This is a genomic window from Pseudorhodoferax sp., from assembly GCF_047601025.1.
Taxonomy (GTDB): Bacteria; Pseudomonadota; Gammaproteobacteria; order Burkholderiales; family Burkholderiaceae_C; genus Pseudorhodoferax.
The window spans coordinates 2,570,134-2,589,690 of the sequence record NZ_JASGJZ010000001.1; the positions used below are offsets into that span (position 1 = coordinate 2,570,134).

General features: G+C 71.6%; 19 protein-coding genes. 12 read left to right on the forward strand and 7 right to left on the reverse strand.

Translation table 11 applies throughout. The features are described 5' to 3' along the window. Positions 1-20: 20 nt before the first annotated feature. Both arfB and QM782_RS12165 read right to left on the reverse strand, forming a co-directional pair. Positions 21-440, reverse strand: a complete 420-nt coding sequence (gene arfB / locus QM782_RS12160) for an alternative ribosome rescue aminoacyl-tRNA hydrolase ArfB (RefSeq protein ID WP_415203170.1) — start codon at positions 438-440, stop codon at positions 21-23. Next, positions 437-3,304: an aconitate hydratase gene (locus QM782_RS12165; RefSeq protein WP_415203171.1), complete on the reverse strand. Its 2,868-nt coding sequence runs from the start codon at positions 3,302-3,304 to the stop codon at positions 437-439. Before QM782_RS12165 ends, arfB begins: the two co-directional genes overlap by 4 nt. 224 nt (positions 3,305-3,528) lie before the next feature. Here QM782_RS12165 and QM782_RS12170 point away from each other — a divergent pair, with 224 nt between their 5' ends. From QM782_RS12170 to QM782_RS12200, 7 genes are read left to right on the forward strand one after another with little or no spacing between them, the layout of a single operon-like run. Next, positions 3,529-4,086, forward strand: coding sequence for a GspH/FimT family pseudopilin (locus QM782_RS12170; RefSeq protein WP_415203172.1), 558 nt, complete (start codon positions 3,529-3,531; stop codon positions 4,084-4,086). Further along, entirely contained in the window at positions 4,077-4,733 is a 657-nt protein-coding gene (gene pilV, locus QM782_RS12175; RefSeq protein WP_415203173.1) for a type IV pilus modification protein PilV, read from the forward strand. The genes QM782_RS12170 and pilV overlap by 10 nt, the downstream gene beginning before the upstream one ends. After that, positions 4,730-5,557, forward strand: a complete 828-nt coding sequence (locus tag QM782_RS12180; protein WP_415203174.1) for a prepilin-type N-terminal cleavage/methylation domain-containing protein — start codon at positions 4,730-4,732, stop codon at positions 5,555-5,557. The genes pilV and QM782_RS12180 overlap by 4 nt, the downstream gene beginning before the upstream one ends. Beyond that, positions 5,554-6,291 carry a PilX N-terminal domain-containing pilus assembly protein gene (locus QM782_RS12185; RefSeq protein WP_415203175.1) on the forward strand — a complete coding sequence of 246 codons (738 nt, stop codon included), beginning with the start codon at positions 5,554-5,556 and terminating at the stop codon, positions 6,289-6,291. The genes QM782_RS12180 and QM782_RS12185 overlap by 4 nt, the downstream gene beginning before the upstream one ends. Positions 6,292-6,302: 11 nt before the next feature. After that, entirely contained in the window at positions 6,303-9,572 is a 3,270-nt protein-coding gene (locus QM782_RS12190; RefSeq protein ID WP_415203176.1) for a pilus assembly protein, read from the forward strand. After that, the gene (locus QM782_RS12195) at positions 9,569-10,006 is read left to right on the forward strand and encodes a type IV pilin protein (protein ID WP_415203177.1); all 438 of its coding nucleotides are present in this window, start codon (positions 9,569-9,571) and stop codon (positions 10,004-10,006) included. The genes QM782_RS12190 and QM782_RS12195 overlap by 4 nt, the downstream gene beginning before the upstream one ends. Beyond that, positions 9,991-10,869: a DUF429 domain-containing protein gene (locus QM782_RS12200; protein WP_415203178.1), complete on the forward strand. Its 879-nt coding sequence runs from the start codon at positions 9,991-9,993 to the stop codon at positions 10,867-10,869. The genes QM782_RS12195 and QM782_RS12200 overlap by 16 nt, the downstream gene beginning before the upstream one ends. A 40-nt stretch (positions 10,870-10,909) precedes the next feature. Here QM782_RS12200 and QM782_RS12205 read toward each other — a convergent pair whose 3' ends face one another. Further along, the gene (locus QM782_RS12205; RefSeq protein WP_415203179.1) at positions 10,910-12,628 is read right to left on the reverse strand and encodes a SulP family inorganic anion transporter; all 1,719 of its coding nucleotides are present in this window, start codon (positions 12,626-12,628) and stop codon (positions 10,910-10,912) included. Between the two features lie 71 nt (positions 12,629-12,699). Here QM782_RS12205 and QM782_RS12210 point away from each other — a divergent pair, with 71 nt between their 5' ends. After that, positions 12,700-13,212: a thermonuclease family protein gene (locus tag QM782_RS12210; protein ID WP_415203180.1), complete on the forward strand. Its 513-nt coding sequence runs from the start codon at positions 12,700-12,702 to the stop codon at positions 13,210-13,212. Here the strand turns inward: QM782_RS12210 and QM782_RS12215 are convergent, their stop codons facing one another. From QM782_RS12215 to gpmA, 3 genes are all read right to left on the reverse strand, one after another. Then, the gene (locus tag QM782_RS12215) at positions 13,213-13,962 is read right to left on the reverse strand and encodes a HesA/MoeB/ThiF family protein (protein ID WP_415203181.1); all 750 of its coding nucleotides are present in this window, start codon (positions 13,960-13,962) and stop codon (positions 13,213-13,215) included. A gap of 61 nt (positions 13,963-14,023) precedes the next feature. Beyond that, positions 14,024-15,460, reverse strand: coding sequence for a S41 family peptidase (locus QM782_RS12220; RefSeq protein WP_415203182.1), 1,437 nt, complete (start codon positions 15,458-15,460; stop codon positions 14,024-14,026). Between the two features lie 109 nt (positions 15,461-15,569). Then, positions 15,570-16,316: a 2,3-diphosphoglycerate-dependent phosphoglycerate mutase gene (gene gpmA / locus QM782_RS12225; protein ID WP_415203183.1), complete on the reverse strand. Its 747-nt coding sequence runs from the start codon at positions 16,314-16,316 to the stop codon at positions 15,570-15,572. A 117-nt stretch (positions 16,317-16,433) separates the two neighbouring features. Here gpmA and QM782_RS12230 point away from each other — a divergent pair, with 117 nt between their 5' ends. From QM782_RS12230 to QM782_RS12245, 4 genes are all read left to right on the forward strand, one after another. Next, a complete protein-coding gene (locus QM782_RS12230) occupies positions 16,434-16,844 on the forward strand; it encodes a rhodanese-like domain-containing protein (protein ID WP_415205639.1) in 411 nt (136 codons plus the stop codon). Then, the gene (gene grxC, locus QM782_RS12235) at positions 16,844-17,113 is read left to right on the forward strand and encodes a glutaredoxin 3 (RefSeq protein WP_415203184.1); all 270 of its coding nucleotides are present in this window, start codon (positions 16,844-16,846) and stop codon (positions 17,111-17,113) included. The genes QM782_RS12230 and grxC overlap by 1 nt, the downstream gene beginning before the upstream one ends. A 72-nt stretch (positions 17,114-17,185) precedes the next feature. Further along, positions 17,186-17,659, forward strand: coding sequence for a protein-export chaperone SecB (gene secB / locus QM782_RS12240; RefSeq protein ID WP_415203185.1), 474 nt, complete (start codon positions 17,186-17,188; stop codon positions 17,657-17,659). 30 nt (positions 17,660-17,689) lie between these two features. After that, positions 17,690-18,694, forward strand: a complete 1,005-nt coding sequence (locus tag QM782_RS12245) for an NAD(P)H-dependent glycerol-3-phosphate dehydrogenase (RefSeq protein WP_415203186.1) — start codon at positions 17,690-17,692, stop codon at positions 18,692-18,694. 6 nt (positions 18,695-18,700) lie between these two features. On the opposite strand, the gene QM782_RS12250 is transcribed toward QM782_RS12245, so the two are convergent. Further along, positions 18,701-19,546, reverse strand: coding sequence for a segregation and condensation protein A (locus QM782_RS12250; protein ID WP_415203187.1), 846 nt, complete (start codon positions 19,544-19,546; stop codon positions 18,701-18,703). Positions 19,547-19,557: the final 11 nt, after the last annotated feature.

Below are 19,557 nucleotides of genomic sequence, written 5' to 3' on the forward strand. Positions count from 1 at the left end.
ATACAGCCCGTCCCGGGGCGCTACTCGGCCGGTACCCGCTCGCGCCCGGCCTTGGTGCTGGCGCGGCGGCTCTTGCCCTCCAGCCGCCGCAGGCGCGAGGCGGCGGTCGGCTTGGTCGGCTTGCGCACGCGCGGCGGGCGCGCGACGCTCTGCACCAGCTCGTGCAGGCGCGCGAAGGCGTCGAGCCGGTTCATGTCCCGGGTGCGGTGCTGCTGGGCCTTGATGACCAGCACGCCGCTTTGCGTGATGCGCCCGTCGCGCAGCGCCAGCAGCCGGGCCTTCACGTCCTCGGGCAGCGAGGAGGCCGGGATGTCGAAGCGCAGGTGGATCGCGCTCGACACCTTGTTGACGTTCTGCCCGCCCGCGCCCTGCGCGCGGATGGCCGTGACCTCGACCTCGGATTCGTCGGCCAGCAGGGGCTGGGCGGCGGCCCGCGTCATTCCAGCAACTGCCGCAGCACGTACGGCAGGATGCCGCCGTGCCGGTAGTACTCGACCTCGATCGGCGTGTCGATGCGCAGCAGCAGGCTGGTCTCGTGCGTGCTGCCGTCGGCGCGCGTGACGACCATGGTCGCGCTGCTGCGCGGTGCCAGGTCGGCGGCCGGCACGATGTCGATGGTCTCGTCGCCCTGCAGGCCCAGCGACTCCCAGCTCTCGCCATGGCGGAACTGCAGCGGCAGCACGCCCATGCCGACCAGGTTGCTGCGGTGGATGCGCTCGAAGCTCTTGGCGACCACGGCCTTGATGCCCAGCAGCAACGTGCCCTTGGCGGCCCAGTCGCGGCTGGAGCCGGTGCCGTACTCCTCGCCGGCGAAGACCACCGTGGGCGTGCCGGCGGCCATGTAGCGCATCGCGGCGTCGTAGATGGGCATCTTCTCGGGGCGGGCGCCGGCCGCGGTGGGCTGCAGCAGCGTCAGGCCGCCTTCCTCGCGCGAGCCGTCGGCCGCGGGCGGGATCATCAGGTTCTTGATGCGCACGTTGGCGAAGGTGCCGCGCATCATCACGTCGTGGTTGCCGCGGCGCGCGCCGTAGCTGTTGAAGTCGGCCTTCTGAACGCCGTGCTCCTGCAGCCACAGGCCGGCCGGCGCGCTGGCCTTGATGGAGCCGGCCGGCGAGATGTGGTCGGTCGTGATGGAGTCGCCGAACAGCGCCATGATGCGCGCGCCGCGCACGGCGACCGCCTCGTCCGCCGCCGGCGGCGCCAGCGTGAAGCCGGCGAAGAACGGCGGCTCGGCGATGTAGGTGCTGGGCGGCCAGGTGTAGGTGTCGCCGGTCACGCCCTTGATCTTCTCCCACAGCTTGCCGGGCTCGGTTTTCACCTTGGCGTAGTTCTCGCGGTAGGCGCGGGCGTTCATCGCGTGGCGCATCAGCGCGTGGATCTCCTCGCTCGTCGGCCAGATGTCGCCCAGGTACACGTCCCGGCCGCCCTTGCCCTTGCCGACCGGCTCGGTCATCAGGTCCTTGAGCACGGTGCCGGCGATGGCGTAGGCCACCACCAGCGGCGGACTGGCCAGGAAGTTGGCCTTGAGGTTGGGGTGGATGCGCGCCTCGAAGTTGCGGTTGCCCGAGAGCACGGCGGCGCAGACCAGGTCGTTCTTCGTGATGACCTCGTTCAACTCCGGCGCCAGGTCGCCGGCGTTGCCGATGCAGGTGGTGCAGCCGTAGCCGGCCAGCGCGAAGCCGAGCTTGGCCAGGTAGGGCAGCAGGCCGGTTTCCTCCAGGTACTGGGTGACGATGCGCGAGCCCGGCGCCAGCGAGGTCTTGACGTGCGGCTGCACCTTCAGGCCGGCTTCCACGGCCTTCTTCGCCAGCAGGCCGGCGGCCAGCAGCACGCTGGGGTTGGAGGTGTTGGTGCAGCTGGTGATGGCTGCGATCAGCACGTCGCCGTTGCCGATCGCGACCTCCGGCGCCTTCCTTTTCGGCGGCGCGGCCTCGTGCCGGGCCGCGGCCAGCGTGGACTTGTTGGCCTCCATCTCGGCCACCGGCAGCGCCGCGCCGCTGGGCGTGGGCGGCGTCTCGGGCACCTTGTCCAGCAGCGGCTCGTCGGTGCCGCGCACCTGGTGGCGGGTCAGCAGCACCTCGGCCGGCTGGTTGAAGCCGTTCTCGGCCACGGGCTTGCTGAACAGCGTGCGGAACTGGGTGGCGACGTTGCCCAGCTCGATGCGGTCCTGCGGGCGCTTGGGGCCGGCGAGGCTGGGCGTCACGTCGCCCAGGTCGAGCCTGACGACCTGGGAGTAGTCGATCTCGCCGGCCTTCGGCACGCCGAACAGGCCCTGGGCGCGGAAGTAGGCCTCGAAGGCCTCGATCTCGGCCTTGCTGCGGCCGGTGCCCTTGAAGTACTCGATGGTCTTCTCGTCCACCGGGAAGAAGCCCATGGTCGCGCCGTACTCCGGCGCCATGTTGCCGATGGTGGCGCGGTCGGGCAGGGCCAGCGTGCGCGTGCCCTCGCCGAAGAACTCCACGAACTTGCCGACCACCTTGTGCCGGCGCAGGATCTCGGTGACGGTCAGCACCAGGTCGGTGGCCGTCACGCCCTCGCGCAGCCGGCCGGTCAGCTCGAAGCCGACCACGTCGGGCGTCAGGAAGTAGACCGGCTGGCCCAGCATCGCCGCCTCGGCCTCGATGCCACCCACGCCCCAGGCCACGACGCCGATGCCGTTGATCATGGTGGTGTGGCTGTCGGTGCCGACCAGGCTGTCGGGGTAGTAGACCCCGTCCCGGGTCTTGTGCACGCCGCGCGCCAGGTATTCCAGGTTGACCTGGTGCACGATGCCGAAGCCCGGCGGCACCACGCCAAAGGTCTTGAACGCCTGCATGCCCCACTTCATGAACTCGTAGCGCTCGCGGTTGCGCTGGAATTCCAGCTTCATGTTCAGGTCCAGCGCGTTCTTCGTGCCGTAGTAGTCGACCATGATGGAGTGGTCCACCACCAGGTCCACCGGCACCAGCGGCTCGATGCGGTGCACCGGCTTGTCCAGCCGCGCGGCGACGCTGCGCATGGCGGCCAGGTCGGCCAGCAGCGGCACGCCGGTGAAGTCCTGCAGCACCACGCGGGCGACGACGAAGGGGATCTCCTCGGTGCGCTCGGCATTCGGCGCCCAGCAGGCGAGCTGGCGCACGTTGTCCTCGGTCACGCGCCGGCCGTCGCAGTTGCGCAGCACCGACTCCAGCACGATGCGCAGCGACACCGGCAGGCGCCGGATCTGCGGGAACTCCCTGGCCAGCGCCGGCAGCGAATAGAGCTGGCCGGTCTTGCCGGAGGCGGTGGTGAAGCGCTTGCGGGTGCGGGCGAATGCGTGGGCCATGCTGGAGACTCCGTTTGTCCTTGGTTCTGCGTGGGGCACGCCCGCGCACGCGGGCGCCGGGAAATCCTACTACCGGCGCGCGAACGGTGCGCCGGCGCTCGGCATTCGCAGGGCTGGCGCAAGGGCTGCGCGGGGCCGGCTGCTCGTCGTGCGGGGCTGCGCCCGCTATGGCGGGCGGGCGGCGTGCCTGATTCGCCGCGCCGCCGGTTAGCATTCGATCCGTCATGCTGTGCCCGTCCTGCGGCTTTCCGTCCTCGTCCCGCGGCTTCACGGCCATCGAACTGATGGTGGTCGTGGCCGTGCTGGCGGTGCTGGCCGCGCTGGCGGGCCCCAGCCTGGTGCCAGTGATCGAACGCTGGCGCGTGCGCCAGGCCACCGAGGAAATGGCGGCGACCTTCGCCTATGCGCGCTCGGAGGCGATCAAGCGCGGCGGCGGCGTCGCGGTGGTGCGCAACGCGCCCGCTGGGGGCGAATGCGCGTCGCCGGCCGACGATGCGGCCGACTGGTCCTGCGGCTGGACGGTGTTCGACGATGCCAACGGCGACGGCGTGCTGGGCGAGGGGGAGGCCACGCTGCGCGTCTCGCCGCCCACGCGCGGCCTGCGTTTCACCAACCTGAACGGCGATGGCGCCTACCGGCTCTCGCGCTGGGGCGAGCTGCAGGGCGGCGCGCTCGGCTTCGCGGTCGCACCCGCGCGCAGCGGCTCCCCGGTGGTCGGCGCGCTGTGCATCGGCGCCGGCGGCCGGGTCCGCGCCCGGCCGGGAGTCGCCACATGTGCCTGAGCGGCGGGCGCGGGCGGCAGCAGGGCTTCACGCTGCTGGAGTCCCTGATCGCGATCGTGCTGGTGGCGCTGGGCGTGCTCGGCATCCTCGGGGTGCAGCTGCGCACGCTGTCGGACACGCAGACGGCGGTGCGGCGCGCGCAGGCGCTGCGGCTGATCGAGGACCTGAGCGAGCGCATCAAGACCAATCCCAGCGCGCTGACGGAAGCGGTGTTGGACCAGTACGTCGTCGACTGGGGCGCGGTGGCCGGTGCCGTGCCCGACTGCTCGGCCGGCTGCACGGCGGCCAACCTGGCGCGTCACGACGTGCTGCGGTGGAAGGACACGGTGCAGGCCACGATGCCGCTGGGCGATGCCCGGGTGTTCCGCGCCGCCGATGCCGGCAGCGCCAACAGCCGCCCGATGCTGGGCGTGATGATCAGCTGGCGCGAGAACGAGCGCGAGGGCGCTACCGCCGCGCAAACCGCGCAGTACAAGGCGCCGTTCGCCATGCCGCCGGCCAGCGCCGCCAGTGGCGCCGGCGGCGGTTCCGTGGCCGTCGCCTGTCCGGCGGAGCGGATCTGCCACCTGCAGTACCTGGTGCCCACGCTGCGCTGCACGGCCGACGCGCTCGGTGGCGGGACCGACCCGCTGGTGTACTGCCCATGAAGCCGCGGCGCGCCGTTCCTCCGCCCTCCGCGCAGAAGGGGGCCACCCTGGTCGAGCTGATGGTCGGCCTGGCCATCGGCCTGATGGTCGTGGCCGTGGCGCTGGGCGCGCTGCTGGTGTCGCGCGGCGTGTCCGGCACGGTCGGCGATGCGAGCCAGCTGCAGCAGCAGGCCGCCCATGCGCTGCGCGTGATCGGCACGCAGGTGCGCCAGGCCGGTTCGGTGCGGCTGAACCTGGCGTTCGGCAAGCCCGGCGAGGGCAGCGAGCAGGGCGTCGAGGCGCTGGACAGCGTGGCCTTCGAGACCAGCTTCGACCGCACGCAGGACACGCTGGGCCGGGACGCCAGCCATCCGCTGCGGGTCGGCTACCAGAACTACAAGGAGCAGCTGCACGGCCAGGAGCAGGCGCAGTCCCTGCTGCGCGACTGCCTGGGCCGCCAGCCGTCCGACCTGGCGATCCAGAGCAGCTTCCGGCTGAACCGCCCGAGCGGCGCCGTCAGCGGCGAACTGGAATGCGCAGGCGCCGACGGCCGCACGGAAGCGGTGATCGGCAACGTGGCCGATTTCCAGGTGCGCTATCTGCTGCAAGGGCTGGACGCCTCGGGCAATGCGGTGGTGCGGCGCGTCGACGCGGCCGGGGTGAACGGCGAATGGCCCAGCGTGGTCGCGGTGGATGTGTGCCTGGAGCTCGTCGGCGACGAGCCGCTGGACACCGCGAGCGCGACCTACCGCGACTGCAATGACGCCGAGACCGGCATGGGCAACCGCCTGCGCCTGGTGTTCCGCAACACCTTCCAGCTGCGCGCGCAGGGGGCGCCGCGATGAGGCGCGCCGCGCCGTCGGGCATGGGCGCGCGCCGGCGCGCACGCGGCATCGCGCTGCTGGTGGTGATGGTCGTGGTGCTGCTGTCGTCGCTGCTGGCGCTGTGGGCGTTCCGCTCCTCGCTGGTCAACGAGGCGCTGGTCGGCAACGATGCCAGCTACCAGCGCGCCTTCGAGGCGGCGCAGGCCATGATCCAGGACGCGGAGCAAGACATCCGCGGCACGCACGCCGACGGCACGAACTGCGTGCCGTCGGCCAGCGACGTCCGGATCTGCCGCCGTGGCGCGACGCTGCGGTTCATCGACGAGGACAAGGATCTGGGCACCCTGCTGGGGCGGCTGGACACGGCCCCGACCCGCTGCCTGCAGGGCATCTGCCAGAAGCGCACCGGCGAGCAGGACTTCTGGAACGACGCGGCGGCCATGACGGAGATGACGGCCGACGGCGTGGGCGCGCGCTATGGCGAATACACCGGCGCGCTGTCCGCCGGCGGCAGTGCCGCCTTGGCGAACCCGCTGCTCGCCAGCCGCAACGCCAGCGACGGCGGTGCCTGGTACTGGATCGAGGTCATGCCCTACGACAGGAGCGAGGCAGGTTTGCTGACCGACCGATCCAAGATGGACCTGAACCTGAATCCCAACGTCGTCTACCGCATCACAGCCATCGCGCGCGGCCCGAACCAGCGCACGCAGGTCGTGCTGCAGTCGACCTTCGCCCACCAGAAGCTGAAGAACTGAAGGAGGCCCCGATGCGTCCACATCCCACGGCCCGCCGCTCGCTGCTGTGCGTGCTGATCGCCGCCCTGGGCGTGCCGCCGGCGTCGTTCGCCGCGCAGCTGCCACTGGCGCAGTACCCGGCCGGCTCGGCCAGCCGGCAGCCGGCGCCGAACGTGATCCTGTCGATGGACGATTCCGGGAGCATGGGCACGGCGGCCAATTCGCTCAGCGGCATGCGGGCCCTGAAGACGGCCCTGCACACCATCTTCGACGCCGACACGCAGGTCGTGCCGGATGGCTCCGTGCGGCTCGGCTGGAACACGTTCAACCAGTGCCAGGTCGTGGGCAGCAACACCAGTGGCTGCCATGCGGTGCGTGTGCTCGACGCAGCCCATCGCGCCAGGTTCCTGACATGGGTTGGACCGGCCAGGGAGGCGGAGACCGCCGGCCAGCTGGGCTACGACAACGGCGCCTACGGCACGCCGACCCACGAGACCTACAACCAGATCGGCCAGTATCTGCGCAATGCCTCGGTGAGCGATCCGTACGGCCCATGGGCCGAGGTTCCCGGAACGGCTCTCGGAACGGTCCAGAGTTGCCGCCGCAATTACGTCATCCTGATGACGGACGGTGAATGGAACGTCACTCCGCCTACCCGCGGCGATGCCTACGGCAACCACGATTCGCAGACCATGACCCTCCCCGATGGCGAACTCTACGACGCGGGCAGTCCCGTCACCCGCCTGTACCGCAGCAGCGCCGCGCCGACGCTGGCGGACCTGGCCTTCTACTACTGGTCCACGGACCTGGCGACGGGGCTGGCGAACAATCTTGCCCCGCAGATCCGGCAGCCAGGGTCGCAGACCTACGAGGCCGGCGGGATCCGGGTGGCGCTTCCGGAGTACTGGAACCCCCGGAACAATCCGGCGACCTGGCAGAACATCACGACCTATACGATCGGTTTCCGCGACGCGTCGTCGTGGGCCGGTGCGCCGGTGTGGGACGCCGCCACCAACGATACGTTCGGCGGCGATTTCCCCAAGCTCGTGACCGGTGCCGTCACCTGGGCGAATCCCAACGACTCCATCGATGCCAAAAGAATGGAGCTGTGGCAGATGGCGCTGGCCGGCCGCGGGCGCTTCATTCCGGCCACCGATTCGGATGGCCTGATCCGGGCATTCCAGGACATCTTCAGCGCGATCGTGACCGACGCCGGGTTGCCGGTCACCAGCTTCGCGAACTCGGCCTCCTCGGTCGCCCAGACGGCCGCGGTGCAGTACACGTCCGGCTACGAGGCCGCCCAGTGGACCGGCCACGTGAAAGCCGACACGCTGGCAGCGGAAACCGGCGCCGCGACGCCCTACGGCGGCTGGGGCACGGGGACGAGCCGGACCACGGCCGACAAGCTCGACGCGCTGACCGCCGCCGGCATCGACGACCGGCTGATCCTGACCTGGCGCGACCTGGAGACCGGCGGTGGCGGCACGTCGTTCGAATGGGCCTCCGGCGAAACCTATCTGAGCACCGCGCAGAAGGCCCTGCTGAAGGCCCAGGGGGCCGGCACGGTGTCCGACGCCGTCGCGCGCGAGCGCCTGAACTTCATCCGCGGCGACCGCAGGCAGGAAGGCCGGAGCGTGGAAGGCGTGGCGTTCCGCACGCGCGGCTCGCGCCAGGGCGACATCGTCAACTCGGCGCTGTGGTATGTCGCCGAGCCGGTCGGCAACTACAGCTTCGATCGCTACGCCGATTTCGCGAAGCGCCATGCCAAGCGCCTGCCCATGGTCTACGTCGGCGGCAACGACGGCATGCTGCACGGCTTCTCGGGCGCGGACGGCAGCGAGAAGCTCGCCTACGTGCCGAAGGGCGTGATCGCGAACCTGCCGCTGCTGACCCGGAGCGACTACCAGCACCGCTACTACGTGGACGGCTCGCCGTTCAGCGGCGACGTGAACCTGGGGAACGCCACCGATCCCGACTGGCGCACGCTGCTGGTCGGCACGCTGGGCGCCGGCGGCAAGGGTTATTTCGTGCTGGACGTGACCGCGCCGGGCAGTACCGCGACCGACAACAGCGCCGTGCCGTCGAACCTGCTGAAGGCCAATGCGGAGCAATTGGTGGTGATGGACAAGACCGCGGCGGCGGGCTCGGTGGCGGTGGATGCCGACATCGGCCACATCATGGCCAACCCGGTGCTGGAGGACGGCAACCCGCGCCAGACCACGCAGATCGTGCGCATGAACGACGGACGCTGGGCCGCGGTCATGGGCAATGGCTACAACAGCACCAGCGAGCGGCCGGTGCTGCTGATCCAGTACCTGGACGGCGACCGGGCGCTGGTCAAGATCGCGGCCGGCAACACCGCCGGCGACGCCAACGGCCTGTCGGCTCCGCGCCTGGTGGACATCAACGGCGACGGCACGCCGGACGTGGTCTACGCCGGCGACCTGCACGGCAACCTGTGGAAGTTCGACGTGTCGGCCGCCGATCCGTCCGGCTGGGGCGTGGCCTTCGGCAGCCGGCCGCTGTACACGGCCGTCCACACCGAGGGCAGCGTCAGTACGCCGCAGCCGATCACGTCGCCGCCGCTGGTGCGCGCCAACGACCGCGGCGCCGGCGGACTGATGGTGGCCTTCGGCACCGGCCGCAACCTGACCGAGGGGGACCGGGTCGACACCTCCGTGCAGACCGTCTACGCGGTGCTGGACAACACGCGCTACAAGCTGTCGGACCGCAAGGTCGTGATCGACGCGGACGCCGCCACGCCGACGCCGGTGGGGACCGGCGTGAGCCAGTTGGTCGAGCAGCGCGTGGACGCCGCCGAGATTTCCGGCACTGGCGACAGCGCGACGCGCACGTTCTGGACCGTGAGCCAGAACGACGTGCAGTACACAGGCAACGACGCCAAGAAGGGCTGGTACCTGAACCTGCCGGAGCGCGGCGAACGGATGCTGGGCCAGATGAGCTTCTACGACGGCAGCAACAACATCGAACTGATCTCCCTGGTGCCGGGCACCGGCAGCGGCACGGGCGGAGAAAGCTGCTCGCCGTCCTCGACCGCGCAGAAGAACTTTCGCACGCTGCTGAACATCATGGACGGCAAGCGGCCGAGCGTGCAGATCCTGGACACCAATGGCGACGGCTACTACAACGCCGCCGACCGGGGGGCGTCGCGCATGGTGGCCTCCGGCGCCGAGAACCGGGTGCGCACGGGAACCCACGAGCTGCGGATCAGCGGCGTGGTGGACCGGCTGCGCCTGATGCCCGAAACCCCGCTGCGGCCCAGCTGGCGCCAGCTGCAATGAGGCGCGGACCGCTTCGCCGCGCCCGTCGCCGGCAGCCCCAGCGGGGCTTCACGCTGATCGAGCTCATGATCACGGTGGCCATCGTCGCCATCCTGGCCGCGATCGCGCTGCCCAGCTACATCGAATACGTGCGGCGCGGCGCGCGGGCCGAGGCGCGCGCCGGCCTGCAGCAGGCCGCGCAGTGGATGGAGCGCGCGGCGACGGCGATGGGGAGCTATCCGCTGGCGGCGGCGTTCCCGGCGAATCTGACGCGCGTGCCGTCGGGCCGCTACACCATCTCCGTGGCCTCGACGACGGGCACGGCCTTCACGCTGACCGCCACGCCGGCCGGCAGCCAGGCCGGCGACAAGTGCGGCAGCTACACGCTGACGCACACCGGCCAGCGCGGCGTGACGGGCGCCGTGCTCGGCGTGCAGGAGTGCTGGAACCGCTGAATCCCGCGCTGCTGGGCTGCGACTTCAGCAGCAGCCCGGGCCGGCGCAAGCCCATCGTGCTGGCCCTGGGCGCGCTGGACGGGCGCGCCGTGCGCCTGCACGGCTTCGTCCGCTGCGACACGCTGGCGGCGTTCGCGGACTGGCTGGCCGCGCCGCGCGACTGGGTCGGCGGCTTCGACCTGCCGTTCGGGCTGCCGCGCACGCTGGTCCAGGCGCTGGGCTGGCCGACCGACTGGCAGGCCTGCATGCGCCACTACGCCGGCCTCACGCGCGCCGAGATCCGCGCCTGCTTCGTGGCCTGGTGCGCGGCGCGGCCGGCCGGCGCCAAGTTCGCGCACCGCGCGGTCGACCGGCCGGCCGGCGCCAGCCCGTCGATGAAATGGGTCAACCCGCCGGTGGCCTTCATGCTGCATGCCGGTGTGCCGCTGCTGCTGCAGGCCGGCGTGCACCTGCCCGGCCTGATGCCGCCTCCGCCGCCCGGCGCCGCGGCCAGGCGCGTGGGGCTGGAGGCCTATCCCGGCCTGCTGGCGCGCGCCCTCATCGGCCGGCGCAGCTACAAGAGCGACGACCGCGCGCGGCAGACGCCCGAGCGGCAGCAGGCGCGCCGCGCGCTGGTCGACGCGCTGCGCAGCGGCGCCGGCGCGTCCTCGCTCGGGCTGTCGCTCGATTGCACGGCGGACCAGGCCCTGGAACTCGTGGCCGACGCCAGTGGCGACCGGCTGGACGCCGCGCTGTGCCTGCTGCAGGCCGGCTGGGCGCTGGCGCGGCACCGCGACGGCGCGCCGCTGTACGGCCTGCCGCCGCAGCTCGATCCGCTGGAGGGATGGATCGTGACGGTGCCGTGGCCGTCCATCGGCGGCTGACCGGGCGCCTGCGGTGCGCGGGGCCGGTACCGGCAAGCGCTCAGATCGAATATTCGGGCGAGTGCCCGCGCATGCGCTGGAAGGCCGCCAGGGCCTCGGCGTCGGTCCGGTACAGATGGAGCAGCGGATCGGCCGGCGCGCCGGGTGCGGGCAGCTCCCCGGCCCGCAGCAGTACGCGTTCCACCGGCAGCTTGACGCCGGCGAGGTGCAGGCAGATGCGCCGCTCGCGCAGGGTCTTGCGCAGCTGGCCGAACATCTCGGCGCCGGTCGCGTCGATGTGGTTGATCGACAGCGCGAACAGGCAGACGTGGCGCACCTGCGGATCGTCGGCCAGGTGCTCCAGGATGTTGCGCTCGAAGGCCGCGGCCGAGGCGAAGTTCAGCCCGCCGTCCATGCGCAGCGCGTACAGCTGCGGCGCCAGCGGCGGCAGCTGCCACAGGTGCCGGTCGCGCAGGCTGCCGTCCGGATGCAGGCCGACCTCGATGATGCGCGGATGCAGCCGCTGGTACAGGAAGTGGGACAGGCTCATCAGCAGCCCGGCGATCACGCCCCAGTACAGCGCCGGCGCCGACAGCACCGTGACGCCGAATGTCACGCCGGCCGTCACCGCCTCCACGCGCGAGATGCGCCACAGCCGCACGAACGCGGCGGGCCTGAGCAGGCCGACCGTGGCCACCACCACCACCGCGGCCAGCACCGCCTTGGGCACGTGGTGCAGCAGCGGCGTGAACCACAGCAGCGCCGCCAGCACCACCACCACCGCGAACACCGTGGCCCAGCCGGTGCGCGCGCCGGCGTACAGGTTCAGCGCCGAGCGCGAGAAGGAGGAACTGGTCGGGAACGCCCCCGACAGGCCGGACGCCAGCTTGGCCAGGCCCTGGCCGATCAGGTCCTGGTCCTGGTCCCAGCGCTGGCCGCCGCGCTGGCTGTCGACCTTGGCGCTGGACGCCGTCTCCAGGAAGCTGATCAGCGTGACCACCAGCGCCGGCATCAGCAGCTGGCCGAAGGCCTGCCAGCCCGGCCAGCCCGGCCAGTACGGATGGGGCGCGCCGGCCGGCAGCGCGCCGACGACGGCGCCGCCGTGCGCCTCGAAGCCGATCAGCCAGGACACGCCGGACGCCGCCAGCACCACCAGCACCACCGCCGGCAGCCGCGGCGACAGCCGCCGCGACAGCTGCAGCAGCGCCAGCGCCCCCAGGCCCAGCAGCGCGGCGCGCAGGTCCGGCCGCTGCCAGCTGGCGATCTCGGTCCAGGCGCCGCCCAGGCCCAGCAGGTGCGGCAGCTGCGACAGCAGGATCAGCACCGCCGCGGCCTGCGTGAAGCCCGTCAGCACCGGCGCGCTGACCACGTTCAGCAGCCAGCCGAAGCGCGCCAGGCCCAGCACCACCTGCAGCAGGCCCGACAGCAGGGACAGCCAGACCGCGAGGTCGACCCAGCGTGCGCTGCCCGGCTCGGCCATGCCGGTCAGCGACGTGCCGATCAGCAGGCAGGTCAGCGCCGTCGGGCCGACCGACAGCCGCGCCGAGGCCGAGAACAGCACCGCCACCAGCGCCGGCAGCAGGGAGGCGTAGATGCCGGTGACCAGCGGCATGCCGGCCAGGGCCGCGTAGGCCACGCCCTGGGGAATCACCATCATGCCGACCGTCAGTCCGGCCAGCGCCTCGCCCTGCAGCGTGGCGAAGTCCGGCCGCGGCCAGGCCAGGAACGGAAAGAAGCGGCGCCAGGCGCGCCGGGGCGGGGGCTGCGTTTCAGGCATCATGCGGAGCGGCCCGCTCCTCGTCGGGCCGCGCGCATTCTCCCACTCGCTTTCTTCCCATGTCCGTCGCTTCCGTGTCTCTGCGTTCCCGCGTGCTGTGGCTGCTCTGCCTCGCCGTCCTGTCCTGGGCATGGCCTGCCGCTGCCGCCGAGCGCGGACGGGCGGCCTGGCCGGGCCAGGTCAGCCACGTCAGCGACGGCGACACGCTGTGGGTGCGGCCGGCCGCCGGCGGAGCGCCGCGCAAGATCCGGCTGCACGGCATCGACGCGCCGGAACACTGCCAGGCCCACGGCGAGGCCGCCCGCTCGGCGCTGGCGCGGCAGGCGCTGGGCCAGCCGGTGCGCGTGCAGGGGCTGCGCCGGGACAACTACGGCCGGCTGCTGGCGCGGGTCTGGCTGCACGGGCAGGACCTGGGCGCGCTGCAGGTGCGGGCGGGCCATGCCTGGTCGTACCGCTACCGGCACAACCCCGGGCCCTACGTGCGCGAGGAGCAGGCCGCGCGGGCCGCCGCGCGCGGCCTGTTCGCCCGTGCCGATGCGGTGCGGCCCTACACGTTCCGCCGCCGCCACGGGCCCTGTGCGCACTGATCAGCGGCCGCCGCAGACCGGGCAGCCGCGCTGGCGCGGCACGCGCAGCGTGCTCCACTCGGTGCGGCGCGCGTCCAGCATCAGCAGCCGGCCGGCCGCCGCAGGCCCGGCGCCGCTGAGCAGCTTCAGCGCCTCCATGGCCTGCAGGCTGCCGACCACGCCGACCAGCGGCGCCAGCACGCCCATGGTCGCGCAGCGCGTTTCCTCGGGCGGGCTGTCCGGCGGGAACAGGCAGGCGTAGCAGGGCGAGGCCGGGTCGCGCGGGTCGAACACCGCGAGCTGCGCATCGAAGCGGATCGCCGCGCCCGAGACCAGCGGCCTGCGCCAGCGCACGCAGGCCGCGTTGACGGCCTGGCGCGTGGCGAAGTTGTCGCAGCAGTCCAGCACCACGTCGGCCGCGGCGACCAGCGCGTCCAGCAGCGCCGGGTCGGCGCGCTGCTGCACCGTCTCGATCTGCACCTCGGGGTTCAGCGCCGCGACGGCCTGGCGCACCGAGGCGGTCTTGGGCTGGCCGATGCGGTCCGTCGCATGGGCGATCTGGCGCTGCAGGTTGGTGAGGTCCACCGTGTCGTCGTCGACCAGCGTGAGCCGGCCCACGCCGGCGCTGCCCAGGTACAGCGCGGCCGGCGAACCCAGGCCGCCGGCGCCGACGATCAACGCATGCGCCGCCAGCAGGCGCTGCTGGCCGTCGATGCCGATCTCGTCGAGCAGGATGTGGCGCGAGTAGCGCAGGAGCTGGTCGTCGTTCATGCCGTCAACGACAAAGCCCCGCGTCGCGGGGCCTTGCGCACGCGTCGGAGGTGGCGGGGACTCAGTTGTCCTTCTTCTCGGCCGGGCGCTCGGTCAGCGTCTTGCTGACCAGCACCGGGGTGCCCTTGAGCTGGTTCAGCGCCTGGGCGAGCTGGAAGTCCTTGTCCGAGCCGAACTCCGGCGGCCGGCGCTCGGACACGGGTTTCCTGGCTTCCTCTTCCAGCAGCTTGCGCGCGTCCTCGCGCGCCTTCTCGCGCGCGGCGTCCTTGACCTCGGGGCCCTGGCCGCTGGTCAGGTGCTTTTCCAGGTCGGCCTCGCGGGTGCGCAGCGCGGCGAACGGGCTGCCCTCGGCCGTCTCGTCCACCATCACGTCGGGCACGATGCCCTTGGCCTGGATGGAGTTGCCGCTCGGCGTGTAGTAGCGCGCGGTGGTCAGCTTCAGGCCGGTGTCGGGCCCCAGCGGGCGCACGGTCTGCACCGAGCCCTTGCCGAAGGTCTGGCTGCCCATGATGGTGGCGCGCTTGTGGTCCTGCAGCGCGCCGGCGACGATCTCGCTGGCCGAGGCCGAGCCCTCGTTGACCAGCACCACCAGCGGCACGCTCTTCAGCGCCGCCGGCAGGCGCTTGAGCGGGTCCGTGCCGCCGCGGCGCAGGTAGTACTCCGGCGCGGCCTTGTAGGTGAACTTGCTGTCGGCGAGCTGGCCGTTCGTGGAAACCACGGTCACGCCTTCGGGCAGGAAGGCCGAGGACACCGCCACGGCCGCGTCCAGCAGGCCGCCGGGGTCGTTGCGCAGGTCCAGCACCAGGCCCTTCAGGCCGGGGTCCTGCCGGTAGATCTCTTCCAGCTTGTGCGCGAAGTCCTCCACCGTGCGGTCCTGGAACTGGCTGAGCCGGATCCAGGCGTAGCCGGGCTCGACCACCTTGCCGCGCACCGACTGGGTGCGGATCTCCTCGCGCGTGATCGTGACCGGAAAGGTGCGGTCCTCGTCCTTGCGGAAGATCATCAGCTCGACCTTGGTGTTCGGCTCGCCGCGCATGCGCTTGACCGCGTCGTTCAGCGACAGGCCCTTGACGGCCGTGTCGTCGATCTTGGTGATCAGGTCACCGGGCTTCAGCCCGGCGCGGAAGGCCGGCGAGCCCTCGATCGGCGAGACCACCTTGACCAGGCCGTCCTCCTGCGAGATCTCGATGCCCACGCCGACGAAGCGGCCGGTCGTGCCCTCGCGGAATTCCTTGAACGACTTCTTGTCGAAGTACTGCGAGTGCGGATCGAGGCCGGCGACCATGCCGGCGATCGCGTCGCTGATCAGCTTCTTCTCGTCGACCGGCTCGACGTAGTCGCTCTTGACCATGCCGAACACCGCGGCGAGCTGCTGCAGTTCCTCCAGCGGCAGCGGCGCCATGGCGCCGCGCGCCACGGTCTGCAGCGACACGGTGGTCATGGCCCCGGCCAGGGCACCGGCTGCCACCCAGCCGGCGATCTTCAGTTTCTGACCCATTGCGAGCAATCCCCGACAGCAAGCGACAAATGTGTGATTGGAATCCCGGATCGCCGGCCAGTTCCGCTGGAAAGGCGGGAAAGAACGGTGCCCGGCAGCCGGTCCGGCGTCAGGCCTTGCGGCCCTGGGCGGCCACGGCCGCCGCTGCGGCGGCTGCGGCCTGCGCGTCGCCGAGATAGTAGTGGCGCAGCGGCTTCAGCTCGGCGTCCAGTTCGTAAACCAGCGGGATTCCGTTGGGAATGTTCAGGCCGACGATGTCGCTGTCGGAGATGCCGTCCAGGTACTTGACCAGCGCGCGGATCGAGTTGCCGTGCGCGGCCACGACCACGCGGCGGCCGGACTGGATCGCCGGCGCCATGGCTTCGTTCCAGAACGGCAGCACGCGGGCCACCGTGTCCTTCAGGCATTCGGTCAGCGGCACCTGACCGGGCTCGAGCCGGGCGTAGCGCACGTCGCCGCGCTCGCTGCGCGGGTCGGTCGGCTCCAGCGCCGGCGGCGGGGTGTCGTAGCTGCGGCGCCAGACCAGCACCTGCTCGTCGCCGTACTGCTTGGCCATGTCGGCCTTGTTCAGGCCCTGCAGCGCGCCGTAGTGGCGCTCGTTCAGGCGCCAGCTGTGCACCACCGGCAGCCAGGTGCGGTCCATCTCGTCCAGCACGTGCCACAGCGTGCGCGTGGCACGCTTGAGCACGCTGGTGTAGGCCAGGTCGAAGTCGTAGCCCTCGGCGCGCAGCAGCTGGCCGGCGTTCTTGGCCTGCGCGATGCCGGTGTCGGTCAGGTCCACGTCGGTCCAGCCGGTGAAGCGGTTTTCCAGGTTCCAGGTCGATTCGCCGTGGCGGATCAGGACGAGCTTGTGCATGGTGGTCGGGCGGGGGAAGGGCTGCAGGGGATTGCCGGCGCGCCGCGGCGCGCGCGAAGCCTGCCATTCTAGAATCGCGCGCCTGCCGGCTTGGCCGGCCAACGAGAAAGCGTGCAGATGAATTTCGTGATCGACAACTGGATGCTGGTGCTGGTGGCCTTGGTGTCCGGCAGCCTGCTGCTGTGGCCCATGCTGTCCGGCGCGACCGGTGCCTCCGGGCTGACGCCGGCCGGCGCCGTGCAGCTGATCAACCGCGAGAAGGCCGTCGTGGTCGACGTCGGGGAGGACGCCGAATTCGCCGCCGGCCACGTGGTCGGCGCCCGCCACATCCCGTTCGGCCAGCTGGAGGACAAGCTGGCGACCCAGGTCAAGAACAAGGGCGTGCCCCTGCTGCTGATCTGCCCGACCGGCGCGCGCGCCAACCGCGCCGTGGCCATCGCGAAGAAGCTGGGCTTCGACAAGGCCCAGGCCGTGGCCGGCGGCATGAAAGGCTGGCGCGCGGCCGAACTGCCGGTGGAGAAGTCCTGATGCAGCACGTGCGCATGTACACCACGGCCGTGTGCCCCTATTGCATCCGTGCCAAGCAGATCCTCAAGGCCAAGGGCGTGGACGAGATCGAGGAGATCCGCGTGGACACCGATCCGGCCGAGCGCCAGAAGATGATGGATCTGACCGGCCGGCGCACCGTGCCGCAGATCTTCATCGGCGAGACCCACGTCGGCGGCTGCGACGACCTGATCGCGCTGGACGGCCGCGGCGGCCTGGTGCCGCTGCTGCAGGGCGCCGGCGGGCGATAATCCGCCGCTGACTTTCCGCCCGCCGCGGGTGCATTCCCGGCGGGCTTCGTTTTGTACATCCGAAAGCATTTCATGGCCGACGAGACCCAAGCCCAAGCTCCCGTGTTCCAGATCCAGCGCATCTACCTGAAGGAAGCTTCGCTGGAGCAGCCCAACTCTCCGGCCATCCTGCTGCAGCAGGAGCAGCCGCACGTCGACATCCAGCTCGGCGTGGATGGCACCAACGTGGCCGACGGCATCTTCGAGGTCGCCGTGACCGCCACCGTGCACACCCGCGTCGGCGACAAGACCGTGTTCCTGGTCGAGGCCAAGCAGGCCGGCATCTTCGAGATCCGCAACCTGCCGCAGGAGCAGATGGGCCCCGTCATGGGCATCGCCTGCCCGCAGATCGTCTACCCCTACCTGCGCGGCAACGTGGCCGACCTGGTGCAGCGCGCCGGCTTCCCGCCGGTGCATCTGGCCGAGATCAACTTCCAGGCCATGTACGAGCAGCAGCAGGCGCAGCAGGCCGCCGCCAACGGCGGCGCCGTCCCGGCCGTCCAGTAAGCCGCCCGGCGGCGCTCGCCCGCGCAGGCCATGCGGATCGCGGTGCTCGGAGCCGGTGCCTGGGGCACGGCGCTGGCCGTGCATGCCAGCCGCCTGCACGGCGGCAGCCATGCGGTGACGCTGTGGGCACGCGATCCGGCACAACGCGCGCAGATGCAGGCGGACCGCGTCAACGCCCGCTACCTGCCGGGCACGGCGCTGCCCCCGCCGCTGCAGCTGGCGGACGGCCCGCTGGCGCCGCTGTGCGCCTCCCAGGACCTGCTGGTCGTCGCCACCCCGATGGCGGCCCTGCGCGCGATGCTGGCGGAACTGGTGCCGCTGGACCGGCCTCTGGCCTGGCTGTGCAAGGGCTTCGAGGCCGGCGGCGCCGGCCTGCTGGGGCACGAGGTGCTCCACGACGTCGCTGGTGGGGCCGGCGCGGCCTTCGGCGTGCTGAGCGGGCCGAGCTTCGCGCAGGAGGTCGCGGCCGGCCAGCCGACCGCGCTGGTCGCGGCCAGCGCCGATGCCGCCCTGCGCGAGCAGCTGGTCCAGGCCTTCCACGGCGCCACGCTGCGTGTATACAGCAGTGACGACGTGGTCGGCGTGGAAGTCGGCGGCGCCGTCAAGAACGTGCTGGCGATCGCGACCGGCCTGTGCGACGGCCTGGCGCTGGGGCTGAACGCGCGCGCCGCGCTGGTCACGCGCGGCCTGGCCGAGATGAGCCGGCTGGGCGTGGCGCTGGGGGCGCATGCCGAGACCTTCATGGGCCTGTCGGGTCTGGGCGACCTGGTGCTGACGGCCACCGGCGACCTGAGCCGCAACCGCAAGGTCGGCCTGCTGCTGGCGCAGGGGCTGCGCCTGGACGCGGCCATGGCCTCGCTCGGCCACGTGGCCGAGGGCGTCTACAGCGCGCGCACGGTGCTGCAGCGCGCCGCGGCGCTGGGCGTGCGCATGCCGATCACCGAGAGCGTGGTGGCCCTGCTGGACGGGCGCATGCGTCCGCACGAGGCCGTGGCCGCCCTGATGGGCCGCGAGCCGGCGGCCGACGGCATCTGACGGTCGTCAGGCGGCCGGCGTGTACGCCAGCCGCACGTAGATCGGCGCGAAGGCCTCGGCCTGCACGATCTCGACCAGCGTCTCCTTGGCCAGCTCGAGCAGCGCGATGAAGGTCACGACCAGCACCGGCCCGCCCTTCTCGGGGTTGAACAGCTCCTCGAACTCGACGAACTTGCGGCCCTGCAGCGTGCGCAGCACCTGCGTCATGTAGTCGCGCACGGACAGCTCCTCGCGCGTGATCCGGTGGTGCTGCACCAGCCTGGCGCGACGCATGATGTCGTGCCAGGCCTGCTGCAGGTCTTCCAGGCTGACGTCGGGAAAGCGCGGCTGCAGCGATTGCTCGATGGTCGCCTGGGCCTTCAGGAAGTCGCGGCCGAACTGCGGCAGCGCGTTCAGCCGGGCGCCAGCCAGCTTCATCTGCTCGTACTCCAGCAGCCGGCGCACCAGTTCGGCGCGCGGGTCCTCGGGCTCCTCGCCCTCGGCCGCGGGCTTGGGCGGCAGCAGCATGCGCGACTTGATCTCGATCAGCATGGCCGCCATCAGCAGGTACTCGGCGGCCAGCTCCAGGTTGCGGCTGCGGATCTCCTCGACGTAGTCCAGGTATTGCCGCGTGACGGCGGCCATCGGGATGTCGAGGATGTTGAAGTTCTGCCGGCGGATCAGGTAGAGCAGCAGGTCCAGCGGGCCTTCGAAGGCCTCCAGGAACACCTCCAGCGCATCCGGCGGGATGTAGAGATCCTGCGGCATGGCGAACAGCGGTTCGCCATACAGGCGTGCCAGCGCGACCTGGTCCACGACGTCGGGCGTGGATTCGGCCGGCTCCGGGGCGGCCTGCGGCAGCGCGTGTCGCAATGGTGCGGCGC